Origin of the sequence: Actinomadura pelletieri DSM 43383 (assembly GCF_003634705.1) — a bacterium.
GTDB lineage: Bacteria > Actinomycetota > Actinomycetes > Streptosporangiales > Streptosporangiaceae > Spirillospora > Spirillospora pelletieri.
Genome location: NZ_RBWU01000002.1, coordinates 285,876 through 300,021 on the forward strand (window position 1 = coordinate 285,876; position 14,146 = coordinate 300,021).

The following is a 14,146-nucleotide window of genomic DNA, read 5'->3' on the forward strand; positions in this document are numbered from 1 at the left end:
ATATGTCCGAGAACAGGGTTAGGATGCCGAGGCCACGGCCCATGGCGGCGGCCGACTGAGGGGCGGATGATGGCGGCCGGAATTCCGGATCCCAAGGAGATCGAAGAGCTCCTGCTCGGAGGCGAGCTGCGGTACAACCGCGTCGACGCCGTCCGTCTGGCGGGCGTCTCCCGGGAGTTCTCCGGTCGGGTGTGGCGCGCGTTCGGCTACCCGTCGATGCCGGACGAGGCCGTCGCCTACACCGAGGGCGACATCGCCGCGCTGGACCGCATCCGCCGTCTGATGGACGACGGCGTCCTCGACGAGGAGGGCGTGATCCGGCTGGTCCGGGCGTTCGGGCAGACGATGACGCGGCTCGCGGAGTGGCAGGTCAGCCTGCTGCGCAGCATGCTCACCCAGGAGCCGCACGACTCGCCGTCGGCGGAGGCCGTGCAGACGATCGTGGACGTCGCGGAGAAGCACATCGGCGAGTTCGAGCCGCTGGTCGTGCACGCCTGGCGGCGGCAGCTGGCCGCGGCGGGCACCCGTGCGCTGGCGGCCGCGGCGACGGGCGACAACGGCGACCCGGCGGGACGCACGCCCGTCACGGTCGGGTTCGCGGACATGGTGTCGTTCACGCAGGTCAGCCGTGAGCTTGAGGAGATCGAGCTGGCCCGGATCGTGGAGTGGTTCGAGGAGACCGCCGCCGACATCATCGCCTCCTGCGGCGGCCGCCTGGTGAAGACGCTCGGGGACGAGGTGCTGTTCAGCGCGGAGCAGCCGGAGGTCGGCGCGGAGATCGCGTTGACCGTGGCGGCCGCGATCCAGGACGAGACGGAGGTCCCGGACGTGCGGGTCGGCGTCGCGCACGGGCCCGTCCTGCCGCTGATGGGCGATCTGTTCGGCACGACGGTGAACCTCGCGGCCCGGTTGACGTCGCTGGCCCGGCCCGGGTCCGTCGTGATCGACGGGGAGCTGGCCGCGGCGCTGGAGCCGAACACGGCCTACGAGGTCACCCAGATCGTGCGCCGCCCGGTCCGCGGCCTCGGCATCATCCAGCCCTACGTGCTGCGCCGACGGCCGCCCGGCAAGGCCTGACGGTCCGTCCGCGCGGTCCCGCGCAGCATGACGAGGGCCACCAGCGCCCCCATGAAGGTGATCAGCGCCCCGACGGCCATACCGTCATGGAGCGCGTCCAGCACGTCCGACCTGGCCGGGCCGCGCGTCCTGGTGGAGATGACCGCCGCGAGCGCGGCGACGCCGACGGTCGTGCCGAGGAACTGGGCGGTCTGCGCCAGGCCTCCGGCGACGCCCTGTTCGTCGCCCCGGAGCCCGGAGGTCATCGTGTCGATGAACGAGACGACCGCGATCACATGCCCGAAGCCGAGGCAGCCGGACGTGAGCAGCAGCAGCCCCAGACCACCGCCGAGGGGGAGCGGCACCATCGCCGCCGTGCCGGTGCCCTGGACGACGAGGCCGGCGATCAGGGCGTTGACGGCACCGACCTTCCGGATCAGCCGGGGGGCGAGAACGCCCGCGACGATCGCCGCCGCGCCCTCGGCGACGAATCCGAATCCCGCGGCCAGCGGCGAGTAGGCGAGAACGTCCTGCATGTACAGGCTCAGCAGCATGGTGGTGCCGCCGCACATCCCGAACGTGACGAAACCGGTCAACCCCGCCCAAGCGACCGTACGGCGCTTCAACAGACTCGGTTCGATCAGAGGAACCCGCCGCCTGCGCTCCACGGGGAGGAACACCGCGATGAGGACCGCGCCGACGCCGAGCGCCGTCACCGTCCGCGCGCTGGTCCACCCGTTGGCGCCGCCCGTCGAGAAGCCGTAGACCAGCGCCAGCAGGCCCATGGTGATCAGCACCGCGCCGGGGACGTCCAGCCGGGACGCGCCGCGGTCTTCGGCCGTCGGCGGCAGCGTCACGGCGCCGACCAGGGAGACCGCGCCGATGGCGAACAGGATCAGCATGGTCCAGCGCCAGTTCAGCCCGCTGGTGATCAGCCCGCCTCCGATCGTGCCGAGCACGAAGCCCAGCGACAGCAGCGCCCCGCTGACACCCAGCGCCCTGGTGCGCCGCGGCCCCTCCGGGAACGACGAGGTGAGCAGGGCGAGCGCGGTCGGCCCGACCATCGCGGCGCCGACCCCCTGCCCGGCGCGGGCCGCGATCAGCGTCCAGGGCGCGGTGGCCAGCCCGGCGAGGAGGCAGCACACCGTGAGGACGGCGAGTCCGGCGACGAACAGGCGACGGCGGCCGACCATGTCCGCGACCCGGCCGAACAGCAGCAGCAGGCTCGCGGTCGGCAGCACGCAGGCGGTCATCACCCACTGCAGGTCGCTGGTGGTGGCGAAGTCCAGGTCACGCCCGATCTCGGGCAACGCGACGGTGACGATCGAGAAGTCGAGGCCGACCATGGCCTGTGCGCTGCACAGCGTGATCAGGATCAGCCCGTCCTGGAGGCCGAGCCGGTCCGGCTTCTCCACCGGCCTCCGGATGTCGTCGACGATCTTCATTCTTGCCTTTCCTCGGGGTGGTGCTTCCGGGAAAAGGCTCATCGGCCGGGCCGGGCGTAGCCAGCCACCCGTTGTGTGTACACCCGGGAGGTACAGGCTGGGTGGGGAGCCTCCGCGCGCTGGTCAGCGGGACGCCGGTGGCTTCGTCTCCCGGCGGAGATCCTCGGCGGCCATGTCGGCGAGCAGGCGGAGCGCCTCGGCGGAGGGAGAGCCCTCCTCGGCGTGATAGATCACCACTCGCTGGCCCTGGTCGTCGGGGAGGTGCAGCATCTCGTCGGTGAGCGTCAGCCGTCCCACGAGCGGATGACGGTACTCGCGGGTGTTGTGCGAGCATTCGCGCACCGCGTGCGAGGACCACAGGGCGGCGAAGTCGGGACTCTTGACGGTCAGCTCGCCGATCAGCTCGGTGAGTTCCCGGTCGTCGGGGAACCGTCCGGCGGACCTGCGGAGGAACCCGACGGCGTCCCTCGACTTGCGGTCCCAGTCGGCGTACAACTCGCGCGTTTGGGGGTCGAGGAAGACCAGCCTCGCCAGGTTGGGCCGTCCGTCCGGACGTTCGGGGGCCCGCAGGTCCAAGTGTCCGGCGAGCAGCGCGTGGGCCAGGGGGTTCCAGGCCAGCACGTCGGCCCGGCGTCCGACCGCGAGCGCGGGCACCCCCGAGATCGTTCGGATCATGGAGCGGACTCCGGGACGGAGGCGTTCGGCATGGGCCCGCCGCCGGGCCTTCGGCGCCGGCTTGGCCAGACTGTACAGGTGGGCCCGTTCGCCGTGGTCGAGTCGCAGGACCCGTGCGATGGCGTCGAGGACGGCGTCGGAGGCGTTCTGGCTCAGCCCCTGTTCGAGCCGGGCGTAGTATCCGGCGCTGATCCCCGCGATCTGGGCCAGCTCCTCCCGCCGCAGCCCGGGAACGCGGCGTCTACCGCCGTAGTCGGCGAGCCCGACGTCCCGCGGTTGGAGTCGGGCCCGCCGCGACCGGAGAAACTCCCCAAGATCAGACCGCTGCTCCATGACGCCATTGTCGCCGTTCCCGAACCACCGTTCCTGCACCTGCCAGATACAGGAACCGCACGACCCCGAACGCCCCTGCCGGCTCGCCCGCGATCGGGCCTCCGTGGCGGCATGGCCGAGCCCTCCTGAGACTGCGCCCGGAGGGCGTCAGGCCCGGGACGTACGCGGCCGTGGAACGCCAGGGGACAGGCCGGCATGGTCGTGCCCTCGCCGAGTTGCCCGCGTTCGGACGTTCATGGCGCCGTGGCCGAGCTTTCCGGGGTGCGACCGGAAACGGCGTCCCGAGGCGGCGCGGCCGTGGAGCGCCGGGAGGAGCGCGGTCAGACCGGCTCGGTCGTGTCCTCGTCGGGTTGTCCGCGAGTGGGCGGCCGTGGCGTTGTGGGCGAGGTTCCCCGGGGCTGCGCCCGAAAGGGGCGGCAGGCCCGGGGTGGAGTGGCCGGGGTCAGACCGGTTTGGTCGTGTCCTCGCCGGGGGATTCGGTGAGGCGTTGGAGGTAGTTCTGCTCGCCGAGGGCTTGGACGAGACTGAGTTCGGTCTCCAGGTAGTCGATGTGCTCTTCCTCGTCGGCGAGGATGTCCTCGAAGATCCGGGCGGACGTGACGTCGCCGCGGGAGCGCATCAGGTCGATGCCGGGACGGAGCCGGGCCACGGCCTCCAGCTCGACGGCGAGGTCCGCCTCGAGTTGCTCGACGATGTTCTGCCCGATCCTGAGGGTGCCGATCTTCTGGTAGTTCGGCAGACCCTCCAGGAACAGGATCCGGTCGGTCAGCCGCTCCGCGTGCCGCATCTCGTCGAAGGACTCGTCGCGGGTGTGTTTGGCGATGCGGGTGAAGCCCCAGTTCTGCTGCATCTTGGCGTGCAGGAAGTACTGGTTGATCGCCGTGAGTTCCGCGGTGAGCTGTTCGTTCAGCAGCGCGATGATGTCCTTGTCGCCTTCCATGCCCCCATGCTTGCATGACAGGGGGTTTCTGGACAGCACTGACCCCCGCAAGGTGCTCGTCCTCTCTGCGTGGAGGTCCTTGCGGGGCCCGGGGAAGGCTCAGGCGGCGGTCTGCGGAGCGGTGCCTCCTTCGGCGGCGTCGGGAATGATCTGGTCGGGAACGTCCTGGTCGGGGACCGCCGTCAGCGTGGCCGGTCCGCCGGTGAGCGCGTCCGCGAGTTCGCTGGCCGTGCGGTATTCGCTGACCATCGCGTGGATGCGCCTGGTGCACGTGCCGCACCCGGGTTTGAAGCCGCAGGCGGCCTTGACCTCTTTGGCGGTCCGGCAACCGCTCGCCATACAGCCGTGAACGTCGTCCTCCGTGACGGCGTTGCAGATGCAGACGTACATGCGGGGTGACGGACCTTTCGTGCGGCTGACGTACTGCCTGACCGGGGAGCTTAGGGCACCCTCATTAAGGTTAGGCTCCCCTAAAGTAACCCAGGATCTTCCGATCTGGCCAGCGGGCGCCGGACCGGTGTGATCCACCCCTCACGGGGAAGGGCTCTCCTCTGACATGTACGCCGCCGAACCCGCTCCCGAGGAACCGCTTCCCGGCGACGAACCCCCTGGTGAGGAGACCGTGTCCGAGGACCATCTGGCCGAAGAGGCCCTGACCGAAGTCAGCAGAGGCGTTCCGGCGGACGACGCGGTCGCCCCGCCGTCCGGTACCTACCGGCTCCAGCTCCGTGGCACGCCGCACGAGCGCTTCGGGTTCGCCGAGGCCGCCGCGCTGGCCCCCTACCTGGCGTCGCTCGGCGTCTCGCACGTCTACCTGTCGCCGATCCTGCGGGCCGCGCCCGGCTCGACGCACGGTTATGACGTGATCGACCATTCCCGGCTGGCGGACGAGTTGGGCGGCGCGGAGGCGTTCGGCGCGATGGCCACCCGGTTCCGGGCGCACGGGCTGCGGCTGCTGGTGGACGTCGTCCCGAACCACATGGCGATCCCGGCCCCGCACGAGCTGAACATGCCGTTCGCGGCCGTCGTCGCGGACGGTCCCGAGTCGCCGTACGCGTCGTGGTTCGACATCGACTGGAAGGCGGGCGGCGGCCGGGTCGTCCTGCCCGGGGAGGGCGAGGTCAACTATCGGCGGTTCTTCGACATCGACGGCCTGATCGGGCTGCGCCAGGAAGACCCGGAGGTGTTCGGGCGCACGCACGCGTTGTTGCTCGGGCTCGTCGAGGAGGGCCTGGTGCACGGGCTGCGCATCGACCATCCGGACGGCCTCGCCGACCCGCGCGGATACCTGCGGCGGCTGGCGGAGGCGGCCCCGGGCGCCTGGTTACTGGTCGAGAAGATCACGACGGGGGAGGAGCGGCTGCCGTCCGACTGGCCGTGCGCGGGCACCACCGGCTACGACTCGCTCGGCATGGTCGGCGGGCTGTTCGTCGATCCCGCCGGTGAGAAGCCGCTCACCGACTACTACGTGTCGTTGACGGGCGGGCCGCGCGACTTCGCGGAGGTCGAACGGGAAGCCCGCCTGCACGCGGCGTCGTCCTGCCTCAAGCCGGAGATCGAGCGTCTTGCCCGCGTTCTGCGGCGGGTCGTGGGCGAGCGGCGGCCCGGCATGGAGCGGGCGCTGGTCGAACTGCTCGTAGCCATGCCGGTGTATCGCGCGTACGTGGTGCCGGGTGAGGACGCGCCGCAGCGGGCCGTGGACGTCCTGAACGAGGCCGCTCGCCGTGCACGCGCGCATCTCCCCGAGGACGCGCACGCCGACCTGGAGACGGTCGTCGATCTGGCCCTGGGACGTGGTGAGCGCACCGACGCCGAGTTCATCGTGCGTTTCCAGCAGACGTCGGCACCGCTGGCGGCCAAGGGCGTCGAGGACACGGCGTTCTACCGGTGGAACCGGATGGCCGCGCTGAACGAGGTCGGCGGCGTCCCGGAGCGGTTCTCCGTCGGTAGCGAGGATTTCCACTCGCACTGCATCAGGCTCGCCCGCGACTGGCCGTTGACGATGACGACGCTGTCCACGCACGACACCAAGAGGGAGGAGGACGTGCGGGCGTGGCTGTCCGTGCTGTCGGAGCTGCCCGGCGAGTGGGTGGAGGCCGTGGAACGGTGGCGGAACTGGGGGCCCGGCACCTCGCCGCTTGAACCGGACCTCGAATACCTGCTTTGGCAGACCCTCGTCGGTGCGTGGCCGCTCACCACCGGGCGTCTGGAGGAGTTCCTCACCAAGGCGATGCGGGAGGCGAAGACCCGGACGTCGTGGCTCGACCAGGATCAGGTGTACGAGGAGGCGGTCCTGGAGTACGCGCGGGGCGTCCTCGCCGACCCTGACCTGGTGACCGACATGACCTCGTTCGTCGCGAGGCTGGCCCCCTACGCGCGGGTGAACACGCTCGGGCAGAAGCTCGTCCAACTGGCCATGCCGGGCGTTCCGGACGTTTATCAGGGGTGTGAGATGACCGGGTTGGCGCTGGTCGATCCCGACAACCGGCGGCCGGTCGACTACGGGCGGCGCCGCGAGCATCTCTTCCGGCTCGACACCGGACGGCTGCCGAAGGAGGTCGATGACGAGAAGCTGCTCGTGACGGCCCGAACGCTGCGGCTGCGCCGGTCGCATCCCGAATGGTTCGGCCCGACCGCCGGATACGAGCCGATCGCCGCGCACGGGCCCGCCGCCGAACACGTCCTCGGTTTCGCGCGTGGGGACGCCGTCGCGCTCGCCACCCGGTTGCCGGTGGGGCTGGAACGCCGGGGCGGCTGGCAGGGGACGAGGGTGGACGTCCGTCGCCAGGGTTGGCGGGACGTCCTGACGGGCTGCACGCACATGGGCCCGATCCTCGACGCCGCCCGCGTGTTCGAGCATCTGCCCGTCGCGTTGCTCGTCCCCAGGGAGATCGATCGTTGAGCACCCGGTTCGAGGTGTGGGCACCGTTCGCCGACCGCGTCGACGTCGTCACCGGTGACATTCGGCGTCACCCGATGAACGCGTCGGATTCCGGCTGGTGGCGGGCCGACGTCCAGGACGCCGCGCACGGCACTGACTACGGCTTCATCCTGAACGGCGCGGACGAGGTACTACCCGACCCTCGCTCGCCCTGGCAGCCGAACGGCGTCCACGGGCAGAGCCGCGTCTACGACCACGAACGGTTCTCCTGGACCGACCGGCAGTGGCATGGACGCCCCCTCCCCGGAAGCGTCCTGTACGAGATGCACGTCGGCACGTTCACACCGGAAGGGACGTTCGACGCGGCGGTGGAGCGTCTCGACCATCTGGTGTCCCTTGGAGTCGACGCCGTGGAGCTTCTGCCCGTCGCCGCGTTCCCCGGCCGCCGAGGATGGGGTTACGACGGTGTCCACCTGTGGGCGCCGCACGAACCGTACGGCGGCCCTGACGGCCTGAAGCGTTTCGTGGACGCCGCTCATGCGCGGGGCCTCGCCGTCGTCCTGGACGTCGTCTACAACCATCTGGGCCCCGACGGTAACCGTCTCGCCGGTTACGGCCCATACTTCACCGACTCCCACACCACTCCCTGGGGTGAGGCGGTGAACTTCGACCAGGAGGGCTCGGACGAGGTTCGTGCGTTCGTGGTGCAGAACGCGCTGATGTGGCTGCGCGACTACCACTTCGACGGGCTCCGCCTCGACGCCGTCCACGCCATCACCGACCACAGCGCCGTCCACATCCTGGAGGAACTGGCACGCGCGGTGGCGGGCCTGTCGGCGCACCTTGGACGCGAACTGTTCCTCATCGCCGAATCCGACCTGAACGATCCACGGCTGGTGACGTCCAGGGAAGCGGGCGGACACGGGATGGACGCCCAATGGAGCGACGACTTCCATCACGCCCTGCACGCCGCGCTCACCGGCGAACGGCAGGGCTACTACTGCGACTTCGGCTCCCTGGAGACGCTCAAGAAGGCGCTCACGAACGTTTTCGTCCACGACGGCACGATGTCGACGTACAGGGGACGGCACCATGGTCGTCCGGTCGACGTCCAGAAGACGCCCGCGCACCGTTTCATCGGTTTCCTGCAGAACCACGACCAGATCGGCAACAGGGCGGCGGGCGACCGTATCGGCACCGTCCTGGAGTCCGCGCGGATCGCGCCGTCGATGCTGAAGGTCGGCGCGGCGCTGTTCCTGCTCGCGCCGTTCACGCCCATGCTGTTCATGGGTGAGGAGTGGGGAGCGTCCACCCCGTGGTGCTACTTCACCGACCACCAGACCCCGGAACTGGCGCGTGCGGTCACCGAGGGACGCCGCCGGGAGTTCGCGCGGCACGGCTGGACGGACGACGTCCCCGATCCACAGGCTGTGGAAACCTTCCGGCGCTCCGTCCTCGACTGGACGGAGCCGGACCGGCCGCACCACCGCGACCTGCTGGAATGGCACCGATCCCTGCTGGCGCTGCGCCGATCCCGCCCCGAGCTGAACGATCCTCGCCTGACCGGGACGACCGTCGAGACGACCCCCGAGACACCCGAAGGTTCCACCGACCGCTGGCTGATCATGTGGCGCGGCGGGGTGTGCGTCGCCGCGAACCTCGGCGAGACCCCCGTCGATCTTCCGATCTCGCCTCCGGCGAGGGCCCCCGAAGCGGCCCGGCCGCGCCTGCTGCTCGCCTCGAATCCGGCGATCCACCTGCACGGGGACATGACTGGAGATACCGGAACAGACCGCATCCAACTGCCCGGCACCTCGGTCGCGGTCCTCGGCTGAGACCCGGGCCCGCGACCCTCAGACACCCGCCCGAGATGACGCCTAAATCCGGATTTCGTCGGATCTGAGGGTATTCGTGGATGTACTATGAGTGGCAAACCGCAGGTCAAGAGCGCGGCGGCAGCCGGGCAATGTTCAAGAATGGTCATACGATCGGTTCATGACCTCAGTACTGCTCGCCGAGGACGACACGTCCATCTCCGAGCCTCTCGCCCGCGCGCTGCGGCGCGAGGGGTACACCGTCGAAGTCAGCCCGGACGGCCCGCAGGCCCTGGAGCGGGCGCTCGGCGGCGGCGTCGACCTGATCGTCCTTGATCTCGGCCTTCCCGAGTTGGACGGCCTTGAGGTGGCCCGCAGGGTGCGGGCCGAGGGGCATGGCGTGCCCATTCTGATCCTGACCGCCCGTGCCGACGAGGTCGACACCGTCGTCGGGCTGGACGCGGGCGCCGACGACTATGTCACCAAACCGTTCCGGCTGGCCGAGCTCCTCGCCCGGGTGCGGGCGCTGCTGCGCCGGGGCAGCACCGAGACGCCGATCGTCCAGGGGGTGCGGATCGACGCCGAGTCGCGCCGCGCCTGGATGGGCGACCAGGAGCTCCAGCTCACCACCAAGGAGTTCGACCTGCTGCGCGTCCTCGTCCGCGACGCGGGCAAGGTCGTGACCCGCGAACAGATCATGCGCGAGGTGTGGGACACCAACTGGTGGGGTTCCACGAAGACGCTCGACATGCACATTTCCTGGCTGCGCCGCAAACTCGGCGACGACGCCGGCAGCCCCCGCTACATCACCACGGTGCGGGGCGTCGGCTTCCGGTTCGAGCGCGGCGACTAGCACCGGCCGCCACGGTCGTGCGGGACGTCCGGGGGCCTTCCCGAGAGGCCCCCGGGGCGACGTGCCGTGCGTTCCGTGGCCCCACCCTCGAAGGAGCCCTGATGAGGCGCCGACTCCTCCTGTCGACGCTCGCGGTGGCGGTGGTCGCGATCCTGTCGCTCGGCATACCCCTCGCCTACGCCTCCCACAAGCTCGTCTACGAGGAGGCCGGTCGGTCGCTGGACCGCGAGGCGTCCTCCATCGCCGGCGGCGTCGGCTTCAGCCTGGAGACGCGGCGGCCCCTCACCGGCGCGATGATCGCGCGGGAGTTCCCGGGCCGGCACATCACGGTCGTCCTGCCGGACGGCCGGACGCTCACCGCGGGCCCGCCGCGGCGCGGGGACGTCCTCACCGCGACCCGGACGCACGACGCGATCCGGGTCCGGGTGTCCCGGCCGGAGGCGGAGGTCCGTGACGAGGCGCTGCGGCTGATGCTGTTCATCGGCAGCCTCGCGCTGCTCGGCGTCGCCCTCACCGTCGCGCTGGCGATGGTGCAGGCGCGCAAGCTGACACTGCCGCTGATCGACCTCGCCGAGACCGCCGACCGGCTCGGCAGCGGCAACGCCAGACCGCGCCGCCGCCGCTACGGCATCCCGGAGGTCGACCGGGTCGCCGAGGTGCTGGACCGCAGCGCCGTCCGCATCGCCGACCTGGTCGCCGCGAGCCGCGAGTTCGCCTCCGACGCCAGCCACCAGCTCCGCACGCCGCTGACCGCGCTGTCGATGCGGCTGGAGGAGATGATCGAGGCCGCCGACTACCCGGACGTCGTCCGGGAGGAGGGCGCGGCGGCCGTCACGCAGGCCGAACGGCTCGTCGCGGTCGTCGAGCAGCTGCTCGCCCGCGCCCGCCACGACCGCACCGGCGGCGCGGTCGCCTCGCCCATCGACGAGATCATCGCGCAGCAGGTGGAGGAGTGGCGGCCGATCTTCCGCCGGGACGGCCGGGACGTGCGGATCATCGGCGAGCAGGGCCTCGTCGGAATGACCAATCCGGAGGGCCTCTCCCAGATCGTCGCCACGCTCCTGGACAACTCACTGATGCACGGCGCCGGAACCGTGACCATCCACACCAAACCCGGCGCGAGTTCGGTGGTCGTCGAGATCGGCGACGAGGGCAACGGCATCCCGCCCGAACTGGAGCCGCGGATCTTCGAGCGAAGCGTCAGCGGCGGTCGCGGCACCGGCCTCGGTCTCTACCTGGCCCGTTCGCTCGCCATGGTGGACGGCGGACGGCTGGAGCTGATCCAGTCCCGTCCCGCCGTGTTCGGGATCTTCCTCCGCCCGGCCGCCGAGGCCCGGCTCGCGGCCGAACGGGTCGTCATGGGCCCCGCCTAGATCTCGGCGTAGTCCTCGGCGGCGTGCGCGTCGAGGGGACGGCCGACCTTCGGCGGGTGCACCGGGTGGCCGTTCACGCGGTGCGCGCCCGCCCCCTCGGCGGCCGGCTCGGGCAGCCCGGACGCCGGGTCGACGGGCGGCGCGGACGCGGGCAGGAACACCCACTTCTTGTACGACCAGAAGCGGAACAGCGTCGCCACACCCGTACCGACGACCAGCGAGGCGTTGTAGTAGACCGCGCCGGACAGGCCGAGGACGTAGTGCGAGAACCCGATGAACAACTCCGTGATCACGAGCCCGACGCCGTTCAACGCGAAGAACAGCATGTACTCGCGGCCGAGACCGGTGCGGTCGCGGTGCCGGAACGTCCAGAACCGGTTCGCCAGGTACGAGAACGTCGTGGCGATCACCGTGGCGATGCCGTTGGAGGTCAGCGGCCCCACTCCCAGGCCGGTGTGCAGGCCGTTGCCGATCGCGACGGTGATGCCGAACGCGATGGCGCCCACGCTGCCGAACTTGGCGAGTTCCCGCACGAGGTGCGCGAACTGCCGATGGAGACTGGCGACCAGGTTCACGAAGGGGAACCGTCCTTCCGGACTTCGTCGATGCGCCACGTCCGGCGCGCGGCTACTACGGAGGCATCACGAGAATAGACGCACGCGCCCCCTGGAACGTCGGAACATGAACGTTTCACGTTGTCCGAGCGTTCCATGCCCATATCCGAGACCCCCACACCCAGGTCCGACGCACGGCGCGGCCGGTTCGTTCGGTTCCACCGGCCGATAACCTTTTGACGTGACGATTCCAGCCCGATCCCCTGCGTGGGGGGACGACACCCCACACCCCCCCGACCGGCTCCGCCGGAATGGTGTGCCCGTTGTCGGGATGGCGGGCGGGGGCCAGCTGGCCCGAATGACGCAGCAGGCCGCGATCGCGCTCGGCGTGTCGCTGCGCGTGCTCGCCGGCACGCCGGACGACTCGGCGGCCAAGGTCGTCTCGGGGGTGCGGGTCGGTGACGACCGGTCCCTGGACGACCTTCTGGCGTTCGGCCGGGGCTGTGACGTCGTGACGTTCGACCACGAACACGTCCCCGGAGCGCACATCCGGAAGCTGGAGTCGACGGGCGTGCCGTGCCGTCCAGGCCCGGCCGCGCTGGCGCACGCGCAGGACAAGCTGGTGATGCGCGAGCGGCTCAGCGGCATGGGCGTCCCCTGCCCGGCCTACGCGCCCGTCCCGAGGACGGAACCGCTGAAGACGCTGGAGGACTTCGCCGCCGACCACGGCCTTCCGCTCGTGGTCAAGGCCGTCCGCGGCGGCTACGACGGCAAGGGCGTCTGGGTGCTGGGCGCCCTCGACGAGGCGGCCGGGAACCTGGTCCGTGACCTGCTGTCCAAGGACGTCGACCTGATGGTCGAGGAACATGTGGCGTTCACCCGGGAGCTGGCCGCGCTCGTCGCCCGATCCCCGTACGGGCAGGGCGCCGCGTACCCGATCGTGGAGACCGTCCAGGAGGGCGGGATCTGCACCGAGGTGATCTCGCCCGCGCCGGGCCTGCCGAAGGACGTGGCCGCCGAGGCGCAGCGCCTCGCCCTGACGATCGCCGGGGAACTCGGCGTCGTCGGCCTCCTCGCGGTCGAGCTGTTCGAGACCGACCGCGGGCTGATCGTGAACGAGCTGGCGATGCGCCCGCACAACTCCGGCCACTGGACGATCGAGGGCGCCCGGACGTCGCAGTTCGAACAGCACCTGCGGGCCGTCCTCGACCTGCCGCTCGGGTCCACCGAGCCCACCGCCGCGTACACGGTGATGGCCAACGTGCTCGGCGGCGACGACCCGGACGTCTACCCCCGCTACATCCACGTGATGGCGCACGATCCGGCCGTCAAGGTGCACATGTACGCCAAGGAGTCGCGTCCCGGACGCAAGATCGGCCATGTGACCGCGCTGGGCGACGACCTCGACGACGTCCTGGAACGCGCCCGGCACGCGGCCGCCTACCTGCGGTGGGGGACCAAGATGAAGGAGCGGGAGGGACGGCGATGACCGAGCGAAAGCCACTGGTCGGCGTGGTGATGGGCAGCGACTCCGACTGGCCGGTCATGAAGGACGCGGCCGACGCGCTCACCGAGTTCGACGTCCCCTTCGAGGCCGATGTCGTGTCCGCGCACCGGATGCCGCACGACATGATCGCCTACGGGCGGCAGGCCGCCGACCGCGGCCTCCGAGTGATCATCGCGGGGGCGGGCGGCGCGGCGCACCTGCCCGGCATGCTGGCCTCCGTCACCCCGCTGCCGGTGATCGGCGTGCCGGTCCCACTGAAGTACCTGGACGGCATGGACTCGCTGCTGTCGATCGTCCAGATGCCCGCCGGAGTCCCCGTAGCGACGGTCGCGGTCGGCGCCGCCCGCAACGCCGGCCTGCTGGCCGTCCGCATCCTGGCCGCCTCCGACGAGACCCTCCAGGCTCGTATGCGGGACTTCCAGCGAGACCTCTACGACCAGGCCAAGGCAAAGGGCACCCGCCTACGAGAGACCCTCTGAGCCCCCCTCAACGAACCGGCCCGCCGGGCCAAGGCCAGCACCCTTCCAACGTGGCCTAAGCCCGCACGCGAACGCGTTACCCGCCCGGCGCAGCGAAGCCGAAGGCGAGCGAAACCGGGCGGATCGCGAAGCGATGCGCGTTCGCCCAGGAACGGTCACGTAGCAAGCCGCCAGGCGAGCAAAGTGGGCCGGTCCTGCTACCAACACAGCGACCTCAGCCCGCGCGCGAACGCGTT

General features: G+C 70.7%; 12 protein-coding genes. 7 read left to right on the forward strand and 5 right to left on the reverse strand.

Annotated elements, in window-relative coordinates:
- Positions 1-69: 69 nt before the first annotated feature.
- A complete protein-coding gene (locus tag BZB76_RS08090) occupies positions 70-1,077 on the forward strand; it encodes an adenylate/guanylate cyclase domain-containing protein (protein ID WP_121434558.1) in 1,008 nt (335 codons plus the stop codon).
- Here BZB76_RS08090 and BZB76_RS08095 read toward each other — a convergent pair.
- From BZB76_RS08095 to BZB76_RS08110, 4 genes are all read right to left on the reverse strand, one after another.
- Complete coding sequence (locus tag BZB76_RS08095) at positions 1,041-2,501, reverse strand: MFS transporter (protein WP_121433688.1); 1,461 nt, start codon at positions 2,499-2,501, stop codon at positions 1,041-1,043. The two genes, BZB76_RS08090 and BZB76_RS08095, sit on opposite strands and share 37 nt — an antisense overlap.
- 123 nt (positions 2,502-2,624) lie before the next feature.
- Positions 2,625-3,509 (reverse strand): helix-turn-helix domain-containing protein, encoded by an 885-nt coding sequence (locus tag BZB76_RS08100; protein WP_121434559.1) that lies wholly within the window; start codon positions 3,507-3,509, stop codon positions 2,625-2,627.
- A gap of 442 nt (positions 3,510-3,951) precedes the next feature.
- Positions 3,952-4,449 (reverse strand): bacterioferritin, encoded by a 498-nt coding sequence (bfr, locus tag BZB76_RS08105; RefSeq protein ID WP_117398641.1) that lies wholly within the window; start codon positions 4,447-4,449, stop codon positions 3,952-3,954.
- A 99-nt stretch (positions 4,450-4,548) separates the two neighbouring features.
- The gene (locus BZB76_RS08110) at positions 4,549-4,839 is read right to left on the reverse strand and encodes a (2Fe-2S)-binding protein (RefSeq protein WP_121433689.1); all 291 of its coding nucleotides are present in this window, start codon (positions 4,837-4,839) and stop codon (positions 4,549-4,551) included.
- 166 nt (positions 4,840-5,005) lie between these two features.
- Here BZB76_RS08110 and treY point away from each other — a divergent pair, with 166 nt between their 5' ends.
- The 4 genes from treY to BZB76_RS08130 all read left to right on the forward strand — a co-directional run bounded on the left by treY (position 5,006) and on the right by BZB76_RS08130 (position 11,370).
- Positions 5,006-7,351, forward strand: coding sequence for a malto-oligosyltrehalose synthase (gene treY / locus BZB76_RS08115; protein ID WP_121433690.1), 2,346 nt, complete (start codon positions 5,006-5,008; stop codon positions 7,349-7,351).
- The gene (treZ, locus tag BZB76_RS08120) at positions 7,348-9,165 is read left to right on the forward strand and encodes a malto-oligosyltrehalose trehalohydrolase (RefSeq protein ID WP_121433691.1); all 1,818 of its coding nucleotides are present in this window, start codon (positions 7,348-7,350) and stop codon (positions 9,163-9,165) included. Before treY ends, treZ begins: the two co-directional genes overlap by 4 nt.
- A 160-nt stretch (positions 9,166-9,325) precedes the next feature.
- Positions 9,326-9,997 (forward strand): response regulator transcription factor, encoded by a 672-nt coding sequence (locus BZB76_RS08125; protein ID WP_019629095.1) that lies wholly within the window; start codon positions 9,326-9,328, stop codon positions 9,995-9,997.
- Between the two features lie 101 nt (positions 9,998-10,098).
- Positions 10,099-11,370, forward strand: coding sequence for an ATP-binding protein (locus tag BZB76_RS08130; RefSeq protein WP_121433692.1), 1,272 nt, complete (start codon positions 10,099-10,101; stop codon positions 11,368-11,370).
- Here BZB76_RS08130 and BZB76_RS08135 read toward each other — a convergent pair.
- On the reverse strand, positions 11,367-11,945 hold the full coding sequence (locus BZB76_RS08135; protein WP_170180547.1) for a GtrA family protein: 579 nt from the start codon (positions 11,943-11,945) through the stop codon (positions 11,367-11,369). The genes BZB76_RS08130 and BZB76_RS08135 overlap by 4 nt on opposite strands.
- 295 nt (positions 11,946-12,240) lie before the next feature.
- Here BZB76_RS08135 and BZB76_RS08140 point away from each other — a divergent pair, with 295 nt between their 5' ends.
- Positions 12,241-13,413 carry a 5-(carboxyamino)imidazole ribonucleotide synthase gene (locus tag BZB76_RS08140; protein ID WP_121433693.1) on the forward strand — a complete coding sequence of 391 codons (1,173 nt, stop codon included), beginning with the start codon at positions 12,241-12,243 and terminating at the stop codon, positions 13,411-13,413.
- Complete coding sequence (gene purE / locus BZB76_RS08145; RefSeq protein WP_121433694.1) at positions 13,410-13,910, forward strand: 5-(carboxyamino)imidazole ribonucleotide mutase; 501 nt, start codon at positions 13,410-13,412, stop codon at positions 13,908-13,910. The genes BZB76_RS08140 and purE overlap by 4 nt, the downstream gene beginning before the upstream one ends.
- Positions 13,911-14,146: the final 236 nt, after the last annotated feature.